Source organism: Sphingobacteriales bacterium (genome assembly GCA_016719635.1).
Taxonomy (GTDB): domain Bacteria; phylum Bacteroidota; class Bacteroidia; order Chitinophagales; family JADIYW01; genus JADJSS01.
The window spans coordinates 249,660-275,467 of sequence record JADJYT010000007.1; the positions used below are offsets into that span (position 1 = coordinate 249,660).

Genomic DNA, 25,808 nt, shown 5'->3' on the forward strand with positions numbered 1-25,808 from the left:
AAGGGGCAACGTCTTAATTTGATTTGAGATTGTCCAGAATATTTATTGTGCGTGTTGGCATGAAACGGGGAACCAAACCTGCCTTTAATAATATTTTACCGGATCTTTCCCTGCAGAGAAAATTGCTGAAACCCCTGCCCGTTAATTCAGGATTATTGCCTAATACGATCGTTAGCGATTGTTGTAACGGGTAGCTAAAGGTATAGATGCTTGACTGCGAAATGGCAGCGAAAGTGGAGTCCTGCCGAATGTCCAATACTTTCACTTTTGATAATACAGCATCCCTGTTCCTGTCGTCTTCATCACTGATCATATTAAAAGGAATAAACCCTATGGTATTGGTATTTCCCGCTATGTATGTTGCAACTTCCGTCGCATTATTAACCACAAAGGCGTTCTTAAATAACGCTCTATCTATGGAGGCTTTATGCATAATCAGTTTGGCTATGCCGGAACGCTGATTGTCAAACACTAATTTGAGTGGTGATGAAGGATTCAGGTAATTTTTCAAGGTGGACATATCCAGGATAGAATCCTTGAAACTTTTATTGGCAATGACGGCAACGGCATTGTAAGCAAATGTTTGTGCGGTAATCTTCACTGTCTGGTTTTGCTGGCTGGTGGCCGTTTCTTCCTCCGTCAGGGTTCTGCTGATGATCATTGATTTGATGTCACCGTTTATGAAGTCGGTTATGATTCTATCCTGAGGCTGGAAGTTTAAAATTACTCTGGCGTTTTTATGTTCGAATTCATAAATCTGCACTAATTGCTGCAGGATGTCTTTAAGGTTTTCATCAGTTGCAATCGTAATTGTACCGCTGTTCCATTCATTGGAAATGCTTTCTTTCTCCGTCAACTTCATTTTACACGATAGCAGCAGTGTAGATGTCAGGAACAAATAAACAGCCAAAGGAAGCAGGTTCTTACTCTTCATCGTTAAAAAACTGATAGGCTCTGTAGCCTCTGAATAATCCGTATATGATTAAAACGGCACTGAATGCCCTGGTCATATCTTTTGTAAGGAAGCCCAATACAGATGGGTGAATAATAAGCAGGATTCCGAGTATGATATAGCCTGCGGCAATAATGACACGAAGGATGAATCCGGGACTTTGTAGGAAATTCATGGACTAAAAATAAAAAATCCCCCGTCAATATTGGGGATTTTTTATCAAGTATGTCTTTATTATTGTAATTTGAAGGTAACAGGCAATGTATAAAATACCTTTACCGGTTTTCCCCGTTGTGACCCCGGAGTCCATTTAGGCATTGACTTAACCACACGGATAGCTTCATCGCCGCATCCGCCTCCAACACCATCCTTTAAGATAGCCGGTTCGCGAACGGTTCCGTCAGTATCCACATAAAATTTCACAATTACCTTTCCTTCCAGTCCGTTTTCACGGGCCAGTGAAGGATATCGGATGTTCTTTTGCAGGAATTTCATCAGTTCCGGAACTCCACCGGGATACGAAGGCATCACTTCGGCGCGGTCGAAAATTTCAGGCTCTTTCGGTTGTTCCGGTTCCGGAGCAGGACCCGTTCCGGTTCCGGTTTCTTCAATGATGGCTTTCGCATTTTTATCACCTTCCTGCGTGGAGGTAGAAACCTGCGTTTCCTTGATTTCCTCTACCTTGGTCAGGGGTTGTTCTTCAGCCACTTTCTCATCCTCTTTCGCTATCATCTCTACAAATTTGATGGTAGGACGAACCGGCGGCGGCGGTGGCGGCGGCGGCGGTGCTTCTACCGGCGGCGGCGGCGGCGGTAGTTCTACATTGGTCATTTCCAACGATACTTCTTTTTCTTTCTTACTGGATGTCAGAAAAGAGAATATTTTAAATTGAGAGGATAAAACGATAAATAAAAATGCAAGCAGTGCAATGGCAATGCCCCGCAGCTTATGTCTATCTGAAATTTTCCTCAATTCATATGCACCATAGGCCTTATTTCTCCCTTCGAAGATAATATCATCCCACGACGCATTTTTATAATTTGTGTTTTCCATTTCGTATACCTTGTTTTAATTTAACGAAAGAACGTCAAAGTAATACCTGCCTATTCTGCGGCAAATGATTTTACATTTCCGCCATTAGCTATCGCTTCTTTTTCAATATCAGAAATATCCTGAATCGCATAAATTTTGGTTTTCGTAATGTCTATTTCATCTAAAACGTCCACCATATTTTTATAGTTTGCGTCATCTGTTAATTTTACTAAAACGATAGTTTGTACATCTTTTTTAGAATCCAGTCCGTGTATGGATGTAACCTTTTTGTGTTTGTTCAGGATAATCTGACGCAGTCCGCCGGAGGAGTAATCGGTCGTTTTTAATCCCGCCACCTTCAGTCCTTCGTAATACCAGATCTTATCGTCTTTGTCACAAATGATACTCAATACTTTCGATTCTTTCACATCCTGTTTGGTTTCCTTATCCTTTTTAGGCATCGCCAGATCCATGGCAACCGGTTTGGATAAGGAGGTTGTAAGCATGAAAAAAGATATCAATAAAAATGCCAAGTCAACCATTGGGGTTAAATCGACACGGGTGGACAATTTCTTGGAGCGTTTACCGCCGCCTTTCTTACCATGCCCACCCCCCTGCGAGGTATCTAAATCTGCCATGTTGTTTTATTTTAGGTGGAATTCCTTCGGAACTTCCATTTAAAAATTTAATCGTTACTGCCTTCCAGAGAGGTGATGATATTAAAGCTGTACACATCTTTTTCGCGCAATACTTCTATGATGCGCTGAACGGCTTTAATATTGGATGTCTTATCCCCTTTGATGGCAAATTTTAATTTATTAATATCATCTTCTGCATAGGCATAGCGTGCTGCCATTATCCATTCGCCCAATTGGTTCTCGGTAGAATCCTTCGGTATCCCGGGAAATTTAAACTCCTGCAGCTGTTCGGGTTTCAGCCCTACTATCTGAGGGAGGGCCTGAGTGGGAACACCTATGATCTCAAGGTTGGCGAACTGCATTTTCTGTGCAGGTGTCATTGCCGCAACATTCGGATATTTATCACCGTATTTAGCGATGATTTTATCCAAAATCTCCGTTCTCCGTTTGGGAATATTGATACCCAGATATGCTTTGCCTTCTTTGTCCACCGAGATTGTAAGGATGTCATCCGTTGCATTCTTTTCTGCTCTTGAAGTAGGGATGTCAATCGGAACCAGTTGTGTTGGGCGGAATTTTGCCGTAAGAATGAAAAATGTAAGCAACAGGAACGCCACGTCACACATGGCGGTCATATCTACTATGGTACTTTTACGAGGTACTTTTATTTTTGGCATATTCCGTACTTTAGAATTCTAAGTATTAATGTTTTCTCGAAGCAAAAGATTGAGACAGGCTGTATCCGATCTCATCAATGCCGTATGTCAACTTATCAATTTTGCTGGTGAACAAGTTGTACATAATAATGGCAATTGCAGAAGTGAAGATACCCAGTGCGGTATTTATCAGCGCTTCGGAGATGCCGGATGCCAAAGCCGCAGGGTCCGGAGAGCCGGAAGTCGCCAATGCTGCGAATGCTTTGATCATACCTATTACCGTTCCTAACAGTGCGATTAATGTTCCCACAGAAGCGATGGTAGCTAAAATGGGCAAGTTCTGCTCCAGGGATGGTAGTTCCAAAGAGGTAGATTCTTCCACTTCCTGCTGGATAGCCAATACTTTCTTTTCCCCTTCGAGTTCGGTGTTTTTTTCCATTTCAGCGTATTTACGCAAGCCGGCCTGAACCACATTTGCTACGGAACCTTTTTGTTTGTCGCATTCAGCAATGGCACCATTGATATCGTTGGAGGCTAATTTTGATTTTACATTTTGTAAGAAAACTTCCAGGTTACCTGTTCCGGCTGCTTTGCCTATGGTCAGGTATCTTTCGATGGAAAAGGTAATTACCAGAATGAACATGGTCATCAGGAAGGGAACGATAACGCCGCCCTTGTAGATGATACCCATGTAATCGCCCGGTTTAGGCTCTTTTCTTAAAGAATCTTTAAAGTGTGATAGGTCACCGAATACCAGGTGGAATATCAACTCGGATACAATTAACGCCACGATAATAACTACGATGGGAGGTAGTTTAAATCCGCCTTTTGCGGTTTTTGCTGTTTGTCCTTGAGCCATGATTGTCAATTTAAGTTTAAAATGATGTTGATTTATTGTTTGATGAAGCCGTAAAAATAGACTATTTTTTGATTTATTGTATGAGTTCCAACGAAAAATTAGCGTTTTTATGGTACTGCTGCAGCAGGAATCTGGATTCTTTCACAAAAGTTACACAAAACCGGATAGGATTAACAGGTAATAACTTTTTGGCAGTTTGGAAATGTCCGTATTACTTTCCGATACAAAACTTCCCGAAAATGGTAGCAAGTATATCTTTATCTATATCAATCTCGCCGGTGATATTTCCTAAATGGCGAAGGGCGGTTTTAATATCCTGGGAAATTAAATCGGTTGGAATCTGTTGCTGCAGTCTCTCTATCACCCGTTCAATGGCCTGATGGGCGTTGTCCAGCGCTTCCACATGGCGGATATTGGTAATGATCACATCCTGATTGTCTTGTTTCAGGGAATTCACATAGTCCACCAGCTCTTTCTTCAGAGTGTCTAAATGGTAGTGTTCCCTGGCAGAAATGGCAATATCCGTTTCTCTTTTGGGGAATTCATCCCTGTTTCCGCTGAGGTCAATTTTATTGATAACGGTAATGATTTTTATCGTGGGGTTCTTCAGACGGATGGATGCTTCTAACGCCAAAACATCCTCGTATTGATTCGCCTGCTGATAATCCAGCACATGAATGACAATATTGGCCTGGGCGATTTTTTCCATACTGCGCTGGATACCCATTCTTTCTATTTCATCACTGGCTTCCCGTATTCCCGCTGTGTCGATGAAGCGGAACAAATAACCATCTATCGTAATGGTTTCTTCTATGGTGTCGCGGGTGGTGCCGGCAATCGGGCTCACAATAGCGCGTTCCTCATTCAGTAATGCATTCAGCAAGGTGGATTTTCCGGCATTAGGCTTTCCGATGATGGCTACCGGGATGCCATTTTTAATCGCGTTTCCATATCGGAAGCTTTGTTGCAGCAGTCTGATTTCTTCCTGAATCTGGTAGAGCAGCTCAAATAGCTTGGTGCGGTCGGCAAATTCCACATCTTCCTCCCCGAAATCCAGTTCCAGTTCTATCAGGGCGGTAAAATCGACCAAATCAGCCCGTAACTCTTTCAGTTTGGTGGATATCCCGCCCCGCATCTGCTGCAGGGCAATCTTATGGGACGCCTGGGAGTCCGAAGCAATGATATCGGCTACCGCTTCTGCCTGAGACAGGTCAAACCGTCCGTTCAGGAAAGCGCGCATGGTAAATTCGCCCGGCTGGGCGGCACGTGCGCCGCTGTACAGCAGAGCCTCCATGATCTTTTGCTGAATATAGGGAGAGCCGTGGCAGGAAATTTCCACCACATTTTCTTTTGTATAGGAATGAGGTGCAATAAACAGGCTGATCAGTACTTCGTCCAGCACTTCATTGTTATAAGCCATCTTGCCCAGGTGGATGGTATGAGTAGGTTGTTGCAGCAGGTTTTTCCCTTTAAACAGCTTATTTACAATGGCGACGGCATCTGTTCCGGATAAACGGATAACACCTATTGCACCCATACCCGGAGGGGTGGAAAGCGCAACAATGGTATCAGATATATCACTTTTTGACATAAATACAGTTAAATGATTAAATGGTAAGTTGTTTAGACAACCTGCGAGTCAGCTAAATTAAGTGAATTCAGCGGGATTTTAATTCGATATGTTTGGAAAGAGACGGCAGGATAATCATAACATAATTTAGGAAAACCGGAATTTCATTAAACTCAAAAATCTTATATTATTCCCACATTCTTTATTACCTTTGCCAATTCAACAACCCACCAGAATGAAAAAATTAGTTACGCTGTGTTTTCTAATATTCTCAGTATTTGTAATTTATGCACAAAGTTTCGGTAATTTTTCCGGAGCCTTAACCGGAAGCGGTATAACGGCTGCTGCTGCCGGTGCTGCCAAGCAGATGCAGTCTTTAAATGCGGGTAATCCCACGGCTACATCCAATTTATCCCAATTGCAGTTATTGGGCTTAGACCCAACAGCCATCCAGAAATACGTGAAAACCAAGTCTGAGGAAGGTAAAAAGGATGACCCCAACGCTAATCCACTGGAAGATGTGTTGAAATCTGTGCTGGAAATGAAAGCAAGACAGGACGGAATGCAGGAGCTGATGGATAAAATGCAGCAATCTGCAGAGGCGAATGACAATGTAAAACCGAACGAAATCTTCGGACATGACTTTTTTGGAACAGGCAAATTGGCGTTGTTTGAAAAATCTTCCGATTCCAAGGCACCGGATTCTTATATATTAGGGGTTGATGATGAAATCAGTATAGCTGTTTGGGGATATTCTGATTATAATAACAAATTCAAAGTCAGTGAAGACGGCTATATTCAGATTCCTGAGTTCGGAAGGATATATGTGAAGGGTCTTACCTTTGGTGCTGTAAAAGCACAAATCGGTAAAAGACTGGCCACCTTCATCAACACAGCCAATACGAAATATGAGATTACTTTAAACTATTCCAGAACGATAGATGTAAATATAGTCGGCGAAGTAAAATCGCCCGGTACCTACCAGATTCCGGCCATCAATTCTATTTATAATGCTATCAATGCAGCGAATGGAATTACAGATATAGGAAGCGTGCGGGATATACAGGTACGTAGAGACGGAAAAACGATCAGGAGGTTTGACTTGTATGAATTCCTGTTTAATCCGTTGTTGCAGGAAAGTTTCTTCCTGCAGAAAGGAGATTTTATTTATGTGTCGACTCAAACGAAACTGGTGAAGATATCCGGATCCGTAAGACGACCGGCAAAATATGAATTGTTGAGAAATGAAAATCTGAATGAAATTATCCGGTTTGCCGGAGGATTGGCGCCGGATGCATATATAAAATCCGTTCAGGTAACCAGAACCAATAAGGATAAATCCCAGATTATTGATGTCAATTATGAAGACCTGGTCGGTATAAATTCTAACTTTGAATTGCTGGACGGCGATGTCGTTTCCATTTCATCCATACCCGGAGGAATTGAAAACTTCATCAGTATAATTGGCCCTGTCCGATATCCGGGAAAGTATGAGCTGAAAGAGGGATTCCGGATATCAGATGTTATCAGAAGTGCGGGGGGGATAAAATATGAAACCTATCTGGATAGGGCGTATGTCAAAAGAAGATTGGACGACAATACATATGTCAACCAGAAATTTTCTCTCAAGGAAATATTACTGGATGAAAATGCTACTGATAATTTGTTGCTCCAAAAAGCGGATCAGATACAGTTGTTTTCCAAGGAAGAATTTGTAGAGCAGTTTAAAGTCAGTATTGATGGTTCTGTTTTAAAACCAACCATCCTGGATTTTACAGAGGGCATGACACTGAACGACTTATTGTTTTATGCAGGGGGCCTTAAAAAAGAAGCCGCCAATTCTAAAATCGAAATTTCCCGCGTGATGAATATCAGCGGCAGGGATTCTGTTCAGAAATTTACGCCGCAGAGAGTGGTCATTAAGACAGTTAAGATAGGTAACAACCTCGAAATGGATGAAACCTCGAAAGCGTTTGTCTTAGCGCCGATGGATAAAGTCTATGTGCGTAAAATGTATGGGTTTGAGGAGCAAATGAATGTGACAATCAAGGGGGAAGTAAAATTTCCCGGCATCTATCCTATCCTCGATAAGAACGAAACAGTACTGGATCTGATTGAGCGTGCCGGCGGTTTGACACCTTATGCCTATGTACAGGGCGCAAAATTAACACGACCGGACAATCAGCTGCAGACGACAATATTTGAACTGAAGGATGCTTTTAAAGACCCGAAGTCAAGAGCCAATTTAATATTAAAGAACGGGGATGTAATTGAAATAACAACGGTTAACCAGCTGGTCAGCATCCGGGGAGGCGCCGTTAAATATCCAAATTTGGATACTACACAAACTGTCAACGGCAAATTTGTACCGGGTAAAAGCGCTCGTTGGTACATAAAACACTACGCCGGCGGATTTAAGAAAGGTGCCTTGAAAAAATCCACTATGGTAATTTACCCAAACAGAAGGTTGGATTATACCCGTTCGGTGATGGGGATTAAGAATTACCCGACAGTTGACAATGAAGGTGCGTTGATTACAGTAGACATGAAAAAGAAGACACCAAAGCCGCCGAAAGGTCCGGAATCCGCGTTAAACTGGAATATCGTTTTACCGAGTATCATTGCAGCTGTAACGTCTATAGCCACCACATTGACTTTAATTTTTGTGTTGAAAAAGTAAATAATTTCATGCAGCAGTTTTCAGAAGAAGATATAAGATTAGTCGATGTTCTTGAGTCTTTCAAGAGTTACGTAGTATACTTACTAAAAAAGTGGTATATATCAATCGTCGGTGTGGGGGCTTTAACTGCCGCAGGTTTTTTTTATGCAAAAATGACGCCTCCGACTTATGTCGCCAATATCTCCTTTAATGCAGTGGATTCCAGGGCAAGTGCGATGGGTGGTTTAATGTCTATGATGGGCGTTTCATTTGCAGGAGGTTCCTCGAACGATGTTTTAACAGGCATCTTTTCTTCCCGTAATATTTTCCTGAATTCCATGCTGGATTATATGGAAGTAAACGGAAAAACAGAAAAGATCGCCAACGTTTATATGCATGCCTATAAGTATGATGAAGGGTTTGACGAAGATCCGGAGTGGAAGGGTTTTAAGTTCAAGGCAAACAGCATAAAGGAGATTTCAAAGAAAGAAATGGATTTGCTGTCCATCATGTATGACGATTTTATCGGAGGGTTGATGACCGCGGAATTTGATTTGCCGACAGGGATGATAAAAGCAGAAGTGGAAACACCGGAATATGAGCTTTCCAGACAGTTGGGAGCATCCATGTTGAAATATACGCTTCAGTTCTACCAAACCAAACAGGTTGAAAACGCTACCGCTTCTTTTAATAGCGTATCCAAAAGATTTGATTCCATTTCCCAGCAGATTGCTCTGCGCCAGCGAATGGTGGCCGAATCACAAGACGAAAATCTGTTCAACAGAAAACGTCAGACGGTGGTTGAGCAGCAAAAGCTGAATCAGGAAATCGCCACGCTGAATGTCATGTTTAACGAGGCGGCCTCCTCCAGGGAAAATGCAAAAGCGGGCTTGACGCCGGCTAATAACATCATTCGTGTGGTGGATGATCCTATGTTTTCCACTGCACCCAATCACTTAAGCAAATTATTATATACAGCCATTGGTTTTGCTGTTGGATTGATTTTAATCATCATACCATTGTTAATCAGCAAGGCTATACAAGACGGCAGGGAAGAGGATAAATTGAAAGCAGTTGCAGCTGCCGGAGCTCCGCAACAATAACTTCTTAATATAAAGAATTTAGTTAATTTTATTTCATGCAAACGCATCCTTCAAACGCCATTAAGTTAGAACCTTTAGCCATTATTGGAATCGGATGCCGGTTTCCCGGAAACGTACAATCCCTGGAAGATTTATGGAAACTGCTTATCAATAAAACAGATGCCATCAGCGATTATCCTTCCTCCAGGATCTGCAATGCGGATGCATATGTAGACAGTAACAGAGAAAAGAATAAAATCGTCACAAAGCGCGGAGGATTTATTGAAAATGTAGAATATTTCGATGCGGACTTTTTTAATATTTCTCCGCTGGAAGCAGAAAAGATAGACCCTGCACAACGGATATTGCTGGAAGTAACACAGGAAGCGATTGAAAATGCCGGTTTGACGGAGAAAACGTTGCAGGATTCCAATACCGGAGTTTTTGTCGGTAACTGGACCAGCGACTATGAGCATCGGTTACAGAACGCCAATCAGGATATTGATGTTTATGCCACCACCGGCAGCGGACGCTATGCGCTTTCCGGCAGAGTATCGTATTTTTATAATTTACAGGGACCTTCCCTGACAGTGGATACTGCCTGCTCTTCTTCTATAGTCGCATTGAATATCGCCTCTCAAAGTTTGCGTTCCGGGGAATGTGATATGGCTTTTGTGGGCGCATCCAACACCATTACGGATTTTTTTGTTTCCATCGGTTATTCCCGGTCGGGACTGCTATCGGAATACGGTCAGTGCCGATTCGGAGATGAGAAATCAACCGGCTACGTGCGCAGCGAAGGTGCCGCCATGATTATTGTAAAACGCTTGAGCGATGCTGTCAGAGACGGCGACAGAATACATGCATTGGTCTTATCCACCGCATGCAACAGTGACGGGCAGTCTCATAAGAATCTTTTTGCACCCAGTGCCACTACTCAGGAAATTATGATTCGGAAAGCGATTAAAAATTCAGGAGTCGATCCAAAAGATATTTCCTATATAGAGGCGCATGGAACAGGAACCAAGGCGGGGGATCCTGCAGAAATTAAATCTATCTGGAATGCTTTTTCTAACAGCAGAACGAAAGAGGATAAGATATATGCGGGTTCTGTAAAAACCAATTTCGGACATACGGAAGCCACGGCGGGATTGGCGGGAATTCTGAAGGTCATTACTTCCATTCAGCATAAAACAATCTTGCCGAGTCTTCATTTTGACCATCCCAATCCAAAGGTGGCCTGGAATGAAATCGGATTAACCATTCCGAAAGAACCAATTCCGTGGGTGGAGGATAAACCCCTGATTGCCGGTGTCAATACATTCGGTATTACCGGTACCAATGCCCATGCTATTTTAAGCGAGGCTCCAAATGCCGCTTCAAGAGATACAGAACTCAGAAAAGATATCTACCTGTTACCCCTCTCGGCCAAGGACGAACAGGCATTGCTGCATCTTGCAAAGAAATATGCGGATTTCATAGCTGCATCGTATGTTGCATTGGAGGATATCTGTGCGATGGCGTCATTAAGGCGAACACATTTTCCGCAGCGGGAAGTGTTTGTGGCGGACAGCAGGGAAATGTTGTTGGAAAAAATACAGGATTTTGTCGACAGCAATTCATACGAATCCAAAAAGATTTTTGATAAAGAAGATGCGGTGAAAACCGTTTTTGTTTTTCCGGGGCAGGGAGCTCAATGGATACAGATGGGCAAAGGGCTGTATGAGACAGAATTGGTCTATCGGACGGCACTGGACGAAATCAACCTGGTCTATAAGAATTATGTATCCTGGGATTTGCTGGAGGAGCTGCATAAAAAGGAAGAAGAATCCCGTTTGCAGGAGATTGATATTGTTCAGCCGGTTTTGGTAGCTGTCGAAATTGCTTTGGCGAATCTGTGGATGAGCAAAGGTGTTTTACCGGATGCGGTGGTAGGACACAGTATGGGGGAAGTGGCTGCCGCTTATGTGGCCGGCAATATTACCCTTCATGAAGCCGCGCAGATTATTATTATTCGCAGCAGCCTGATGAAACAGGTGAGCGGCAAGGGGGAAATGGGTGCGACGGATTTAACGGAGAAGGAAGCAATTGAGTTATTGAAGGGATATGAAAATAGGCTGGCGGTAGCTGTGATGAACAGTAAGAACTCAACAGTTCTTTCTGGAGATCCGGATGCATTGAATGCCGTCTTTTCTGTTTTGGAGCAACAGGGCCGGTTCAACAGAAAAGTGAAAGTAGATGTGGCCTCCCATTCGCCGCAGATGGATGGCATCAAAGAGACACTTAAAAAAAACCTGGAACACCTGCAGCCTCAAAAATCTTCCATCCAGTTTTTTTCTACCGTGTATAATGAATTAAAAGACGGAGATGAATTAGATGCTGAATATTGGGCAAATAATTTACGGCAGCCTGTCCGGTTTGGAAATATCATCCGGAAACTGTCGGAGAAGCACCATGTCGTTTATGTGGAAATGAGCCCGCATCCAACCTTGCTGCATGCCATCCATGAAAACACATCGGAGTCGGAATACAAGGCAAAGGCTGTGGCTTCTTTCATGCGTGACAGAGACGGGCAACTCTCGTTCTATGAGAATTTTACGGAACTTTTTAGTACAAATGCGCCGTTCGACTGGACGGTCATTTATCCTGAAATAAGATCATTTGTCGAACTGCCCACCTATGCCTGGCAGAAAGAACGTTACTGGATAGATGCAGCACCTTTGTTTGCAGAGCAACCAGTGTCTGCGCCTCAAAATGTCGATCATAATCTCTACGGAATAGAGTGGAGTGAGGTTGTAATTCAATCCGAATTTTCAGCAAAAAAAATTCTGGTCATTAAAGATACCTATGGCTGTCATGAACAAATAGAGAATGCGTTGAAAGAAAATGGATGCGTTGTTCAGGTGCTCGATTTTAAAGATGACTTAAACGGTGTGGAGGCAGATATCGTGTTGCACATGCGCAGTTTGTATAAAGAGGAGCCTTACAGTTATTATTATGATTGCGGCGTTGATTCACTGCAACGTATTGTAAGGCATTTTTCTGATAAGCAGCAAACGAGAATTTGCGTGCTAACAAATGGTGCGCAGGTATTGGAAAAGGATCGTCAGGTTAATTTGAATGCCGCCTTTTTAACGGGATTGCTGCGGTCTGTTCAGAATGAGTACAGCAATATAGCATTCGTACAGCTGGATATTTCCAACTATATACATGATTCGGAACTTCGTCAGATTCCGGCACTTTTATTTGCAGAAGAAACCTATAGAGAACTGGCGGTAAGGGAAGATAAAAACTATGTGCCTTTCATCATTCAGCAATCGACATCTTCGCTGACAAAATTGATACTGCCTGAAGCAACCTATGTTGTGACCGGCGGTAATAACGGATTGGGATTAGAAACGGTAAAATGGCTCGCAGATAAAGGCGCAAAAAACATAGCCGTCATCAGCAGAAGCGGACTGAAAGAAAATGCCCAGGCTGAAATTCATCCGCTGGAAAAGAAGGGTATCGCTGTATTTTCGTATCTCGCGGATATCGCCAATGAAAGTGAAGTAAGCCATGTTGTCGAACAAATAAAAATAAGGCAGCCTGCCATAAAAGGTGTTTTTCATGCGGCAGGTGTACTGGATGATGCGATGTTCGAAAACATGACGCGCGAAAGGTTTGAGCACACCCTTCAGGCAAAAGCAAACGGTGCCTGGAACCTGCACCGACAGTTTTCAGACAATAGTCTCGATATATTTGCCGTGTATTCTTCTGTCATTGGTATTCTGGGTGCTGCCGGGCAAAGCAATTACGCAGCGGCTAACACATTCCTGGATGCATTGGTTCACTACCGGAGAAATCATCATCTGGCGGGTCTATCGGTTAATTTTGGAACCATAGCGGATATCGGATTGGCGGCAAGACAGGAAAACCGCGGTGACAGATTAAAAGATTTCGGATTGCAACCGCTGCCGCAGAAGGAGTTGTTTCACTACTTCAACCGGTTGTTCTTAAGTGAAGAAGGACAGTTGATGGCGATGGATATCCATTTTGGGAAATGGATGGAAAATAATCCTAAAACAGCAACGAATTATTTATTTAGTAAGGTGATCCGAAGACCTGAAACTGTCTTAAAAGAGGAAAACCCTGTGGCCTTTTCGAGTTTATCGGAGGCAATAAAATATGCGAAACAGCAAATTAAACAGGCGATAGCTTCCGTTACGAAGATGAATGCACAGAAAATAAAAGAGGACGATACGTTTAAGAGCTATGGCGTGGATTCATTACTGGCATTACAGATAAAAAACAAACTGCAGAAAGATCTGGCGATTCCATTGAATGTTTCCGTTATCTGGTCGCATCCTACAGTAAATAAATTAGCGGATCACATTGCCAAACAATTAAAACAGGAAGAAGAGCAAATCCAAACGGTACAGGACATAAAATTTGAGACAATCAAACAGCCTTCTTCAATTATTGAACAGGAGGTGGAAGGTTTGAGTTTGGAAGAACTGCTGAAACAGTTGAATGACAAAGTAAATTAACCTGCAAAGTGTTTACACATGAATGATGAACAATTAAAACAGATGCAGCAATTGCTCCAGAAGTCTCTGATAAAAATAAAGACACTGGAAGCTGAACTGGAAAATACGAAGTCAACGACAGCTGCTCCGATTCGTGTAAAGGAGCCTGTAGCGATAGTAGGTTGCGGTGTGCGGCTTCCTAAAAATATCAATACGACTGAAAAATTATGGAACCTGATTCAGGAAAAAAAATCTGCCGTAACGGAAATACCTGCGGATAGGTTTGACATAAATAGTATTTATGATACGGACGGCAATAAAGCCGGAAAAACCAACGCACGTTTCGGTACTTTTCTGGAAAACGACGTTCGGTCCTTCGATGCGCCGTTCTTTTCCATTTCTCCTCGAGAAGCTAAATGTATTGACCCGCTGCAGCGTATGGTCCTCGAAGTCGTTTATGAAGCCTTCGAACACGCGGGCATTCCGAGCAATCAGTTGAAGGGAAGCAGAACAGGTGTGTACATTGCACTCGGCAATTCCGATTACATTTCTGCACGATTCAGAAGCGGCAACCTGGAAACCGTCGATTTGTACGACACGACCGGAATTTTATTTGGTACTGCCGGCGGGCGCGTCTCCTTTTTGTATGACTTCTACGGGCCCAGCTATAATGTGGATGCGGCCTGTGCGTCCACCCTTCTGGCGATGCACCTTGCGAAAGAGGACCTGCAAAAAAACACCATCGATTTGGCCGTGGTGGCTTCCGCCAATTTACTGCTGACGCCCGAAATGTTTGTGGGATTGTCCAAGCTGGGCTCACTTTCCTCCACGAATCAATGCAATGCATTCGCGGACGATTGCGATGGTTATGTTCGTGGTGAAGGCTGCGGGGTGGTGTTGCTCAAAAGACTGAACGATGCTGAAAAAGCTAACGATACGATTGAATTAATCATCAAAGGGTCTTCCGTAAGACACAATGGAAATACCAACGGCTTTACCGCGCCGAATCCGGAGGTGATTTCATCCAACATTAAGGAAGCGCTTGCGGAATCAGGCGTTGATGTAAATGATGTGGCTTTTGTGGAGTCGCACGGTATAGGCAACCGTTTTACAGATGCCGTGGAAGTGCAGTCTATCCACGAAGGCTATATAGGAAGAACGAGGCCGATTTATATAGGTTCCGTAAAGGCGAATATCGGACATTTAGAAGCAGGAACGGGTATGCCAATGGTGTTCAAGGTTATAGAGGCCATCAGGCATCGCACCATTCCGGCACAGATAAATATTAAGTCCTTAAATCAGGATGTGGAATGGAATGCCATTCAGTCTAAAATTCCATTGGATAATATGCCCTGGCAAACGGAGGGTGATAAGCCGCTTTATGCAGCCATTAATCTTTCAGGATACAGCGGCACCAATGCGCACATGATTTTTGAGGCGCCGAAACCGAAACGGGCATCTGATGAAATAGCCGGTCCTTATCATTTTATATTGAGTGCCAAAGATGCGGCTGCCTTAAAGAATACGGCTCAGGAATATGTGGATGACCGGAGTTATTTTGATAAACATACATTAACGGAAATCTGCTATACACTGCAGGTGGGAAGAAACCAATTCGATTATTCTGTATCCATATTGGCGAATAATAAGCAGGATATTCTGGATGGGCTGAATGATTTTATTTCCGGAAACAAGTCTGGAAAATATGCCGTCTCCAATCCGGATGCACACAGGAATAAGGAGCTGGCGTTTTTATTTACCGGACAAGGTGCTCAGTATTTCGGAATGTGCAGGGGGTATTACGATTCTTTTGACATATTCAGGAATGTGGTGGACGAATGTGATGAATTGCTGAAGCCTCATCTGGAATTTTCTATAAAAGATATCCTGTGGGGTGATGATACCGATAAGAGTTTACTGCATCAAACCAAATACACACAGCCGGCTTTATTTGTGGTGGAATATGCACTTAGTAAATTGTGGATGCGTGTTGGTGTGCTGCCTTCCGTGTTGATGGGACACAGCATCGGCGAAATAGCGGCATTGGCAGTAGCAAATGTTTTTTCTCTGCAGGATGCGCTGAAGTTGGTGGTGGCACGGGCCGCGCTGATGAATTCGCTGCCTGCTGATACCGGCGGTATGGCGTCGGTTTTCTGTGATGAAGAAACATTGCGGCCGTTTCTGCAAGGTACAGCTGTGGATCTGGCAGCTGTGAACTCTGTGAAAAACTGCACAGTTGCCGGTAAAAAGGAAGACATACATTCCTTTGTAGAAAAACTGAAAGAGCATAATATAAGGGCTGTTCCATTGAATGTATCTCATGCATTTCATTCGCATTTAATGGAGCCTGTATTGGAACGATTTACCGCTTTCGCGCAGCAGATTCCGGTGAAGACGCCTGATATTCCGGTGATATCCAATCTAACAGGCAGGGAAATTGGCATACAGGATCTAACTGCCGATTATTTTTCGAAACATATCAGGAATACGGTAAGGTTTAACAATGGTGTGGAATATCTGCAGCAACGGCTGAATGTCTCTCTTTATCTGGAAGCAGGCCCGACACCGGTGTTGGTCAGCCTCGCCAGACAAACCAATACAAATGAGCATGTGGTATGGTTGTCTTCTGCAAAGAAAGAGGAAGATAATTCAGGGCATTTTCATCATACCTTGCAGCAGCTCTATTCTGCAGGAATAAAGATAGACTGGCGGTTTTTTTATAAAGGGAAAACAATTAACCGGGTATTATTACCTGCTTACGGATGGAACTGGAAAGTCTATTGGGAAAACCCGGTTTTCGGAAAAAAGTCCACAGTCCATAGTCTACAGTCCACAGTGACCGATAAAAACGGTGGACAGATGACCGTTGAACGTCGACCCGATACATCAAAAGCGACGCGAGAAACGCTGTTAGCCTATATGCAGATTGAAGCGGCAAAAGTATTGGGGCTGGAAGCCGGACAAAAAGTGGATATCAATAAGGCCTATAGAGAACAGGGATTTGACAGTATGATGAGTGGTGAGTTTCTGATACTGATGGAAAAACATATCGGTGCCGAATTGCGCATGGAAATGCTGCACCAGTATAATACACCAAAGGAGTTGCACAGATACCTGATTGATACGTACTTTGGTGGCGGAGAAATTGATACCAGTCAGGCCATTACGATGGCGGATATCATGTTCAGCCAGGAAATGGAAAGCCTGCATCAGGAGAACTGGCATGAAATTAAGCCGGAAGACGGCGCATTGCTCCGCTGGTTTAAGAAAATAGATAAGTTTGTTCCAAGTGTCAAAGATTAACCAGCATCGGTAAATGCCTGATTGTACCATGAAAGCCATTCTTTTACATCATGCCGGAGGAGATAAGTATGCTTATCATCAGTTGCAAAATTCCCTGTTGCCGGAGATAGCAAGTCTCGCTGTTGAATTGCCAGGCAGGGGTGACCGATTCTCAGAACCACTTTTATGGACGATAGAAGAAATGCTGGATGATATCTTCCGGCAAATCAAGGATGACATCAAGGATGAATATTTCTTTGTAGGGATGAGTATGGGGGCGGTGCTCGCATTCCTGCTGACACACCGGTTAAGGAGTAAAAACCTTCCATTGCCTGCCGCTATTTTTCTCACTTCGAGATTACCTTTTACCCATTATGAAACCATTGATAATCTGACGGAACTGTCGGGGGATGATTTTTGGGAATTTATACTCGCTTACGATGCCCGTTCTGCAATGATAGCTGACCATGCTGAGTTGCGGGAACTGTATGAGCCGATATTGAAAGCTGATTTTTCCGCCATGCAGTATTTTGACCGAAAGTTTGCGGGACTGCCGCCGCTGCAAATTCCCTGTGCCATTATGAATGGAAAGGATGATGTAAGATTAATTGATTCGGTTAGAATAAGGGAATGGAACAGGTACTTTTCATCAACTCCTGAATACAAGGTTTTTGACGGAGGTCATTTCTTTTTATATGAGAACGATACTTTATCAAAGTATATAAAATCAACAATGAAAGTTGGAAAATAATCTTGTTCATATTTTCTATATCCGTCATCCTCAGAAAATAAAAGAGGAGCTGTTTCAGCAATTATTGCATCTGCTGCCTTCCGGCTTTCAGGAAACAATTTTGTCCTTTAAACACCGGGAAAGCGCGCAGGCATCCCTGCTCGGAAAAGTCTTGTTGCAATATGGTCTGAATCGATTAGAGTCGGGGGCCACACTGGATGCTGTTCAATTCACGTCTAAAGAACGCCCTTTCCTGAATGAGAAGATTGATTTCAATATTTCACACTCCGGAGAATACGTCATTGTCGCCATTGCAGAAAACCTCAGGGTGGGGATTGATGTTGAAAAACACAGGATACTGGATGTTGCACTTTTCCGCAGATATTTTGATGTGGATGAATGGAGTCTTATTGAATCTGCGGCAGATTCTATGCAAACGTTTTTTGACTTTTGGGCAATTAAGGAAAGCGCCATCAAATGTGACGGCAGGGGAGTGGAAGTCCTATCGGAGACACATGTTCGGCTGAAAAAACAGGAGCATCCGGCTATGCCTATGCAGGTGAGTTGTGCAGGTGAATTGTTTTCGTATAGAAAGATTCTGCTGGATGAAAAATATTCGTGCAGTATCTGCAGTAATCATCCGTTCACAATTAATTTAACGGAAACAGGAATCGGGGAGGTGTTAAAACCTATCAGATAGAGTCTTTGGCTGCCTTCATTAATTGCAGCAGCTGCTTTGCCATATCCACACTTTGCAGCCTTGCACCCTTGTAATTCAGGTGGTGGAAATTATAGCCATAACCCGGTTCATAATATTTAGGATATTTTCTGGGGTCAGCCACTTCAATTTTACTGCCACCGGGCATAGCGTTAAAAACCGGCAGCAGCAGACTGTAATTGGTTCTGCCGCGTGGCGGTAAGATAAAAAACACCTGTATCCCTTTCCGGGCACATTTCTGATAGGCTTCCATACACAGGCTGACCATCGCCGCATTTGGTTTTTCAGAACCCTTATATTCCACAAAACTTTTCAGCACTTCATTGGTCAGGCTGTCGCGCTTTGCAGGGCTGTTTTCGTATTCCGTTTTGGATTGGCGTATCAACGTATCCTCCCATTTGTATTCCATAAACGAACGATTGGCTTCGTAGTCGTACGGGTAGAATCCATCCTGGTTTTTGCCTAAATAGCCTTTGTCGAAGTTGTCCTTATTCACCATGAAATTCAGTGCATCGGGCAGCATACCGATTTTCAGTATGTTTTCCATCCAGCTCATGCCGTAGAAATAAGAGAATTTAACCCGCGTCCGGAGGTCATCCGGAAGCGTCGGAATGATTTTCCATGCACGCATCGTAGAAGTGGCACTGTGCCAGCACACCCATTTGGATGTATGGAGATTGGCAGGAAAGAAATACGGCTCACTGCTGATGCTGAGAAAGATATACTTCAGGTTGGGGTTTCGAATTTTTAAGACACCGTCTAAGTCCGTCATCTGTTCAACAATCGTGTGTCCGTCCACAGCAATATTGAATGAATGGAATTCGATGCCGTTCTTCTGCAGGATGCTGTCGATAACAGAAGGGTCTATGTGGCGATATTCCAGACTGCCGCCCAGGTATACGGCGTTGTATCTTTCACTGTTCTTTTTATAATGCTTGAATTTCACCGTTTGAGTACTGTCACCCCAGTAAAAGGGCAAAGTGAATTTAAACGCCAATGACAGCAGCAGTACTATGCCGGACAGGATGCCAATATTTTTCAGGATCTTTCTGGTCATTGTCATTAATATTGAAAGTACACAAATGTGGTATTGTTAAATACACCAAACCATACAATACAAACAGCCAGCAATATATAGATGGTCCAGCGTTGTAATTTTTCCTTTGCCAATACGACGCTTTCAATTTTGGTGTCGCCAATCAGTGCTTCCACCAAAAATAAAATAAAGATAAAAGCGGAAAGTATTGCAAACTGCACCATGCCTTTGTGCATCAGCCAGTCTTTCATATAAACGGCTGAATTCAGTTTGAACAGATTTCCATACAAGGCACCTCGCGATGGTCGTCCATTCAACCGGCGCCCCGGGATGCGCATGGTTGTAAGCCATCTGTGCGCTGTAAACACGGAACAGTAAAAAACAAAAAAGAAAAATCAGAATCGTTACAACACTATGCGCCCAACCGGGGAAATATTTGTTAAACAGTTTGTAAGAATTGCTCGGACGTATGGCTCTGACCACATTGTTCTGCCACAGATACCGGATAGCCATGCATACCCCCACCATGGTGAACGAAATCACCATCGGCCAGTTGGCACCATGCCACAGTCCGCACAATGCCAGCACGAAGATGACGTTGAAGACTACTTTTGCCCCGCTGGCTTTGTAGGCGCCGAGATAAAAGAATACATAATCGGTGAGCCAGGTGGATAGCGAGATATGCCAGCGTGTCCAGAAGTCCGCAAGGTTTTTGGAAAAAACGGACGTCTGAAATTTTCCATAACATCAATACCGATGACTTTTGCCGCTCCTAAGGCGATATCCGAATAACCGGAAAAATCGCAATAGACCTGCAATAAGAAGAAAAAGGCACCCAGCCAGACAGTCCATCCCGTAACCAAATCATAGTGGGCATACATATCATTGACATAAAAAGCCAGCCGGTCGGCAATGACGACTTTCTTGAACAATCCCCATCCCATCCGGAACAAGCCTTTCCGCAGATTGTCATAATCAAAATCATGCGGCTGGTGAATTTGCGGCAGCAGGTTTTTGGCCCTTTCAATCGGTCCGTTGACCATCACGGGCCAAAAGGCGGTGAAGGAGGAGAAATAACCGAACTGTTTTTCCGCTTTTGTAATGCCTTTATAGACATCTATCGTATAACTCAGTGATTGGAAAGTGAGAAAAGAAACCCCTATTGGAACTATCCAGGAGTTGAACCAGGGTTCCGGTACTATCCATGGAATATGAAACAGCGATAAAAGTTCACGGACATTATTGTCAACAAAGTCCAGGTATTTGAAGGTAAATAGGATACCCAGGTTTCCGGCCATACTCAGGTACAGCCATTTTTTCTTTTTGGACTGTTCTGGCTCTTTGTCCATCATAATACCCGCTAAGAAATCATTGCAGGTAATGACAAACAGGATGATGGCAAAGAACGGGCTGAAACTCCCGTAGAAATAATAGCCACCTGCTACCAGCACTTTCCATTGATGCTTTTTGGCAACCGCAAAATAGATAAAGCAGAAGACAGGGAAAAAGAGTAGGAAATGTAACGAGTTGAACAGCATGGATTATATATAGAATCTTGCGAATTTACGGCTTTAAACAGAAATCACCAATACAGCGGTGAAACTCTCTTTAACGTAAAATTCTTATCTTTGAAACGCATGAAAAAATATGTAAAAAAAGCAATAAGGGTAGCCATAGGGATAAATTTCATTTGGAGCATCATCCGCCCTTTCGTTACGTTTTTTAAGAAGATTGAATTTCAGCGCAGGCTGGTCGAGCAGAAACCAACACTTGATTTTATAAAACTTACTGTTTTGCAGCAACCGGCAGTGAGGAACGGATTGTTTAAGGGACTTGTATATCCCGGATTTGAAGCCGCCGGGAGTGCGGTATTTCCTAAGTTTATTGGAAGTTATGAAAGTGAACTGATTCCGGTATTTAAACAAGTCATCGATGGACGGTATGATACGATACTCGACATCGGCAGTGCAGAAGGATATTATGCCAACGGATTGTCATTGACAATGCCGGAAGCAACCGTCTATGCGTATGACGTGGACGAACGTGCACGAAACATCTGCCGCCAGATTGCACAACTTAACGGGCTGGAGAGCAGAGTGCTTATCGGAGAAAAAATGGATGCTGCCGGACTGGCGAATTTTGATTTTTCGAATAAGAAAGCATTTGTACTCAGCGATTGTGAGGGGTATGAAAAAATGTTATTCACCAAAGAAAACATGCATAATCTGAAAAATACCGATGTGCTGATTGAAGTGCATGACCTGTTTGATTTAACCATTTCCGCCTATTTGCGGGATGTGTTCGCTGCCACACATGATATCCGGGTGATTGCCAGCGTGGATGATGTGAAGAAAGCGCAAATGTATTCTTTTCCGGAAACCGATACATTGGATTTGAATACCCGCAGGATCATTTTTGCAGAAGGAAGAATGGCGGCGATGGAATGGTTTTACTGCACCCCGAAAACTTCTGCATAATTTCATTAAGTACCAGCACTTGAAACTCCAGCAATACAAAGACAAATACAAGACACTGCTCAAAGATCAGCATTTCGGGTTTGTACTGAAAGGCAGTATGACGACGGCGCTGTCTTTGTTTTTTGTGCAGGGGTTGAGGTTTCTGTCGGGCATCATCATCGCGAGGTATTATGGGGCTACAGTATCCGGACAGCTTACCCTGGTCGTAACCGTGATGTCGATGTTTGCCATCGTCGCGAATTTCGGCGTGAAAGATGCCCTGCAAAAACTGATACCGGAATACCGGGAAAAATACAATCTCCGTTCAGCCTATCAGATTTACCTGAAAGGTAATCTGCTGATTGCAGTGTTCAGTTCACTTTGTATGCTGGCGATGTATTTTACTGCGCACATCCTGAGTGTGGAATGGAATGAACCGGAACTCGAATGGTGCTTTAAGATTTCCGGTGTTTTCCTGCTCTTCTTTGCATTAAGTGATTTAAATTATTTCAGTCTGCGCGCTATTCTGAAGGTGCATGTATCCAATATTCTATTGGTTGCAGGAACCGTGATACGGATGCTGGTGCTGCTGGTGCTGACGTATTTTTTCTTTAATGTCTACAATCCGATTTACCTGCATTGGTGGACACTTTGTTTGCTGCCCTGGGTATTGTCCTGCATTCCGATTTTTCAGTATTTCAAACATCCTTCCAGACAGGAGGATGTTATGCGGCAGGTTTCATACCGGCAGATTTTGCAGCTGGCCTTTCCGATGCTGCTGACCTATCTGAGTTTTTTCCTCACCATCAGTATCGATGTCTTCATCCTGAAATATTATGACGTATCAACGGATCATATTGGGATATTCAAGACCTGCGTCAATATCTCTACGCTGGCGTCCGCTATCCTGATCAGTTTAAATACCACCATTCAGCCCAAAATCACCCAGTTGTATTATTCCAACCAAACAGATGAAATAGCCAGGCTGACACAACGCTCTTCCAAGCTGATGTTCTGGCTGAGTCTGCCCATCTTTATCGTGTTTCTGTTCGGTTCCAGATATGTGATGTGGATGTATGGCAAAGAGTTTATTGCCGGGGCATTTTGTTTGAGCATCCTGACTGTCGGACAGATCTTTAATACCGCCTGCGGACCGATTGCCCAGTTTCTAAATGCAACCGGCCATCATGCTTCCATACGGAATCTGTCATTTCTTGCAGTAGCTATTAATATCCTGCTCAATTTCCTCCTGATTCCCGTGTACGGCATAGAAGGTGCCGCATGGGCAAATGCGATGAATGTAGTGGTCTGGAACACCGTGGGAAGTATTTACGTTAAACGTAAATTCGGCTTCCATATCTTTTATGTTCCATTCATTTCTGAAAGGAAATAATTCATGTCCGAAAGTCAAAATATAGCTATCTTTATTCACGGCTATGTATGCTAAGATAAAACGGTTCTTTACGATTGATATTGACTACTCCAGCCGTGTGTACGGTTTCGATATCATGCGCGGCGTCGGCATTCTGATAGTGGTCTATGCACACGGCCGTTCCAAGATGCATTTTTTCCCGAGGTTCAACGATTTTGTTTCCGTAATCGGATTCTGGCTGATGGACCTGTTTTTTGTTCTCAGCGGATTTCTGATCGGCATGATTCTGATAAAATTTTATGAAAAGGAAAAAACCTTCAACTTAAAGACAGCCTACAATTTCTGGATTCGCCGCTGGTTCCGGACACTGCCGAATTATTACCTGGTGTTGTTCCTGACCGCCTTGTTATGGGGTGTGCTGAGCGGCAACTGGCTGTTCTTAAAACTGAAATTCCTGATGCACGCCTTGTTCTTGCAGACTACACTCACGGCACCTCCATTCTTCATGATGGAAGCCTGGACGCTGTGCATAGAGGAGTGGTTTTATCTGTTGTTTCCGGTATTACTGCTGATAGGGAATGCCTTTCTGTCGAAAAATAAAAACACATCAGTGCATATTAAATACAACATGCTGATTTGTATTGCGCTTTTTTTCGCAGTGCCGATGCTGTTGCGCATCTACCTGTTTACCCAACACACCACATTGGCCTGGATTGATATGTCGCGGATGGCATTCTTCCGGCTGGATACCATTGCTGCCGGCATCTTTATGGCATGGGTCAATTATTATTACAAAGGTTTTTTTGAGAAATACAGAAATCTTTTCGGGGTACTGTTTATTGTGTTGATGTCGGCGTATCTGATTTATTTTTATCTCGTGTTGTTGCCGGATATCCGCCATCAGACTTCCATCATCTCTTTCACCTTGTTTTTCCTGCTGTCCAGTACTGCATCCTTATGCCTGACCGTCTATATGAAAGAGGTGAAGATGACACGCCCTCATTTTTTCGCGCGTTTCATCACCGTCATCAGCCTGATTTCGTATTCATTGTACATCTTTCACCGCAGCATCGTCATGTATGTGATTGACGAATTGTACACGCCGGCAACGGCAATGGAAAACATCCTGCTGTTTGTGGTGTACGTAGCGGCGTCCCTGATGATTTCCATACTTTGTTTCAAATATTTTGAACATCCGATGACGGAGATGCGCGAAAAACTCAAGAGATGAAAATCGGAGTATGGAAACCACAACGGGATGAGACCAGTGTAAGGATTTACACGGATAATGTCGTCGAGCACCTGAAGGCATTCGGTCATGAAGTTGTTTTTTGGGGTAAGGATGACGAAGTTCCTCCAGTAGACATTATCTGGGATGCTTCCTGCACAGGGGCGCAATATCCCAACCGGAAAATACTCCAAACATCCATTCCGTGGATCGTGACGGTGCATGGTGCAGCCAATCTTTCTTTGCCGCTGAAGTATAATTTCCTTCGTTTTTCGGATAAGCTGAAAGGCTGGTATATCAATGCCCGCAGGAAATTCATGTGGAGTATCTACAGACAAAAGGTAGCGCATATTATCACGGTGTCCAAATACGCGAAAGAGGAGTTGGTAGAATACCTGCATCTCGAACCCGGTCAGATTTCCGTCATTTATCACGGATATGATGACAACTTATTTTACCGGCAGAGCGGAGAAAAATCTTATTTGCTGCACGTATCCGTCTATCAGCCTAAAAAAAATGTGGACAGGATTGTGGAAGCTTACAGTCAGATGAAAGAGGTGGATAAATTGCCTCTGGTGCTCGTCTGTCCGAATTATCCGGGAATAATGACAGACCCTAAAATAACACTCATCCATACGCCTGTTTCGAGAAAACAGGTAGCCAAATACATGAAGGAAGCCTACGCATTCATTTTTCCTTCTTTTCATGAAAGTTTCGGGATGCCTTTACTGGAGGCGATGGCATGCGGCGTACCCATCATTACAAGCAATAGTACTGCCTGCCCCGAAATCACCGGCAATGCCGGATTGTTCGTCGATCCGCTCAGTACCACAGAACTGAAAAATGCCATGCAGAAACTGATGGACGATGCTGTACTGCACAAGCAATTATCTGAAAATGCGTTGGAACGGGCGAAAGGTTTTTCCTGGGAAAAAACGGCGCGTTTGCATGAAGCCTTATTTTTACGGTTTATTGTTTAAACATTGTTAAATAACCATGTTTCTGAACTTTTTGGAATTGGTTTCCTGTT

The 25,808-nt window shown here is 43.5% G+C and carries 20 protein-coding genes; 10 read left to right on the forward strand and 10 right to left on the reverse strand.

The genetic code is table 11. From position 1 onward, the window contains the following. Positions 1-13 precede the first annotated feature (13 nt). The 7 genes from IPM95_12225 to mnmE form a co-directional block, all read right to left on the reverse strand. A complete protein-coding gene (locus tag IPM95_12225; GenBank protein ID MBK9330040.1) occupies positions 14-934 on the reverse strand; it encodes a substrate-binding domain-containing protein in 921 nt (306 codons plus the stop codon). After that, a complete protein-coding gene (locus tag IPM95_12230) occupies positions 924-1,127 on the reverse strand; it encodes a hypothetical protein (GenBank protein ID MBK9330041.1) in 204 nt (67 codons plus the stop codon). The genes IPM95_12225 and IPM95_12230 overlap by 11 nt, the downstream gene beginning before the upstream one ends. Before the next feature lie 59 nt (positions 1,128-1,186). After that, a complete protein-coding gene (locus IPM95_12235; protein ID MBK9330042.1) occupies positions 1,187-2,005 on the reverse strand; it encodes an energy transducer TonB in 819 nt (272 codons plus the stop codon). Between the two features lie 50 nt (positions 2,006-2,055). Then, the gene (locus tag IPM95_12240) at positions 2,056-2,622 is read right to left on the reverse strand and encodes a biopolymer transporter ExbD (GenBank protein ID MBK9330043.1); all 567 of its coding nucleotides are present in this window, start codon (positions 2,620-2,622) and stop codon (positions 2,056-2,058) included. Between the two features lie 47 nt (positions 2,623-2,669). Then, positions 2,670-3,299, reverse strand: a complete 630-nt coding sequence (locus IPM95_12245; protein ID MBK9330044.1) for a biopolymer transporter ExbD — start codon at positions 3,297-3,299, stop codon at positions 2,670-2,672. A 25-nt stretch (positions 3,300-3,324) separates the two neighbouring features. Continuing rightward, complete coding sequence (locus IPM95_12250; protein MBK9330045.1) at positions 3,325-4,137, reverse strand: MotA/TolQ/ExbB proton channel family protein; 813 nt, start codon at positions 4,135-4,137, stop codon at positions 3,325-3,327. Positions 4,138-4,348: 211 nt separating this feature from the next. After that, complete coding sequence (mnmE, locus tag IPM95_12255) at positions 4,349-5,728, reverse strand: tRNA uridine-5-carboxymethylaminomethyl(34) synthesis GTPase MnmE (GenBank protein MBK9330046.1); 1,380 nt, start codon at positions 5,726-5,728, stop codon at positions 4,349-4,351. A gap of 214 nt (positions 5,729-5,942) precedes the next feature. Between mnmE and IPM95_12260 the strand changes: the two genes are divergently transcribed. The 6 genes from IPM95_12260 to IPM95_12285 all read left to right on the forward strand — a co-directional run bounded on the left by IPM95_12260 (position 5,943) and on the right by IPM95_12285 (position 18,668). Continuing rightward, a complete protein-coding gene (locus IPM95_12260) occupies positions 5,943-8,387 on the forward strand; it encodes an SLBB domain-containing protein (protein ID MBK9330047.1) in 2,445 nt (814 codons plus the stop codon). 152 nt (positions 8,388-8,539) lie between these two features. Continuing rightward, positions 8,540-9,469, forward strand: coding sequence for a hypothetical protein (locus IPM95_12265; protein MBK9330048.1), 930 nt, complete (start codon positions 8,540-8,542; stop codon positions 9,467-9,469). A gap of 35 nt (positions 9,470-9,504) precedes the next feature. Then, positions 9,505-13,977: an SDR family NAD(P)-dependent oxidoreductase gene (locus IPM95_12270; protein ID MBK9330049.1), complete on the forward strand. Its 4,473-nt coding sequence runs from the start codon at positions 9,505-9,507 to the stop codon at positions 13,975-13,977. An 18-nt stretch (positions 13,978-13,995) separates the two neighbouring features. After that, entirely contained in the window at positions 13,996-17,259 is a 3,264-nt protein-coding gene (locus IPM95_12275; GenBank protein MBK9330050.1) for an acyltransferase domain-containing protein, read from the forward strand. Positions 17,260-17,287: 28 nt separating this feature from the next. Further along, positions 17,288-17,989, forward strand: a complete 702-nt coding sequence (locus IPM95_12280; GenBank protein ID MBK9330051.1) for a thioesterase — start codon at positions 17,288-17,290, stop codon at positions 17,987-17,989. Next, positions 17,979-18,668: a 4'-phosphopantetheinyl transferase superfamily protein gene (locus IPM95_12285; protein ID MBK9330052.1), complete on the forward strand. Its 690-nt coding sequence runs from the start codon at positions 17,979-17,981 to the stop codon at positions 18,666-18,668. Before IPM95_12280 ends, IPM95_12285 begins: the two co-directional genes overlap by 11 nt. Here IPM95_12285 and IPM95_12290 read toward each other — a convergent pair. From IPM95_12290 to IPM95_12300, 3 genes are all read right to left on the reverse strand, one after another. Then, the gene (locus IPM95_12290; protein MBK9330053.1) at positions 18,661-19,743 is read right to left on the reverse strand and encodes a hypothetical protein; all 1,083 of its coding nucleotides are present in this window, start codon (positions 19,741-19,743) and stop codon (positions 18,661-18,663) included. The genes IPM95_12285 and IPM95_12290 overlap by 8 nt on opposite strands. 123 nt (positions 19,744-19,866) lie before the next feature. Next, a complete protein-coding gene (locus IPM95_12295) occupies positions 19,867-20,403 on the reverse strand; it encodes a hypothetical protein (GenBank protein MBK9330054.1) in 537 nt (178 codons plus the stop codon). After that, a complete protein-coding gene (locus IPM95_12300; GenBank protein ID MBK9330055.1) occupies positions 20,328-21,260 on the reverse strand; it encodes a hypothetical protein in 933 nt (310 codons plus the stop codon). Before IPM95_12300 ends, IPM95_12295 begins: the two co-directional genes overlap by 76 nt. Before the next feature lie 99 nt (positions 21,261-21,359). Here IPM95_12300 and IPM95_12305 point away from each other — a divergent pair, with 99 nt between their 5' ends. The 4 genes from IPM95_12305 to IPM95_12320 are packed head-to-tail and all read left to right on the forward strand — an operon-like array spanning position 21,360 to position 25,758. Next, complete coding sequence (locus IPM95_12305; GenBank protein MBK9330056.1) at positions 21,360-22,199, forward strand: hypothetical protein; 840 nt, start codon at positions 21,360-21,362, stop codon at positions 22,197-22,199. Between the two features lie 19 nt (positions 22,200-22,218). Next, complete coding sequence (locus IPM95_12310; protein ID MBK9330057.1) at positions 22,219-23,571, forward strand: flippase; 1,353 nt, start codon at positions 22,219-22,221, stop codon at positions 23,569-23,571. Between the two features lie 43 nt (positions 23,572-23,614). Continuing rightward, positions 23,615-24,781 (forward strand): acyltransferase, encoded by a 1,167-nt coding sequence (locus IPM95_12315; protein MBK9330058.1) that lies wholly within the window; start codon positions 23,615-23,617, stop codon positions 24,779-24,781. Then, a complete protein-coding gene (locus IPM95_12320; protein ID MBK9330059.1) occupies positions 24,778-25,758 on the forward strand; it encodes a glycosyltransferase family 4 protein in 981 nt (326 codons plus the stop codon). Before IPM95_12315 ends, IPM95_12320 begins: the two co-directional genes overlap by 4 nt. Positions 25,759-25,808: the final 50 nt, after the last annotated feature.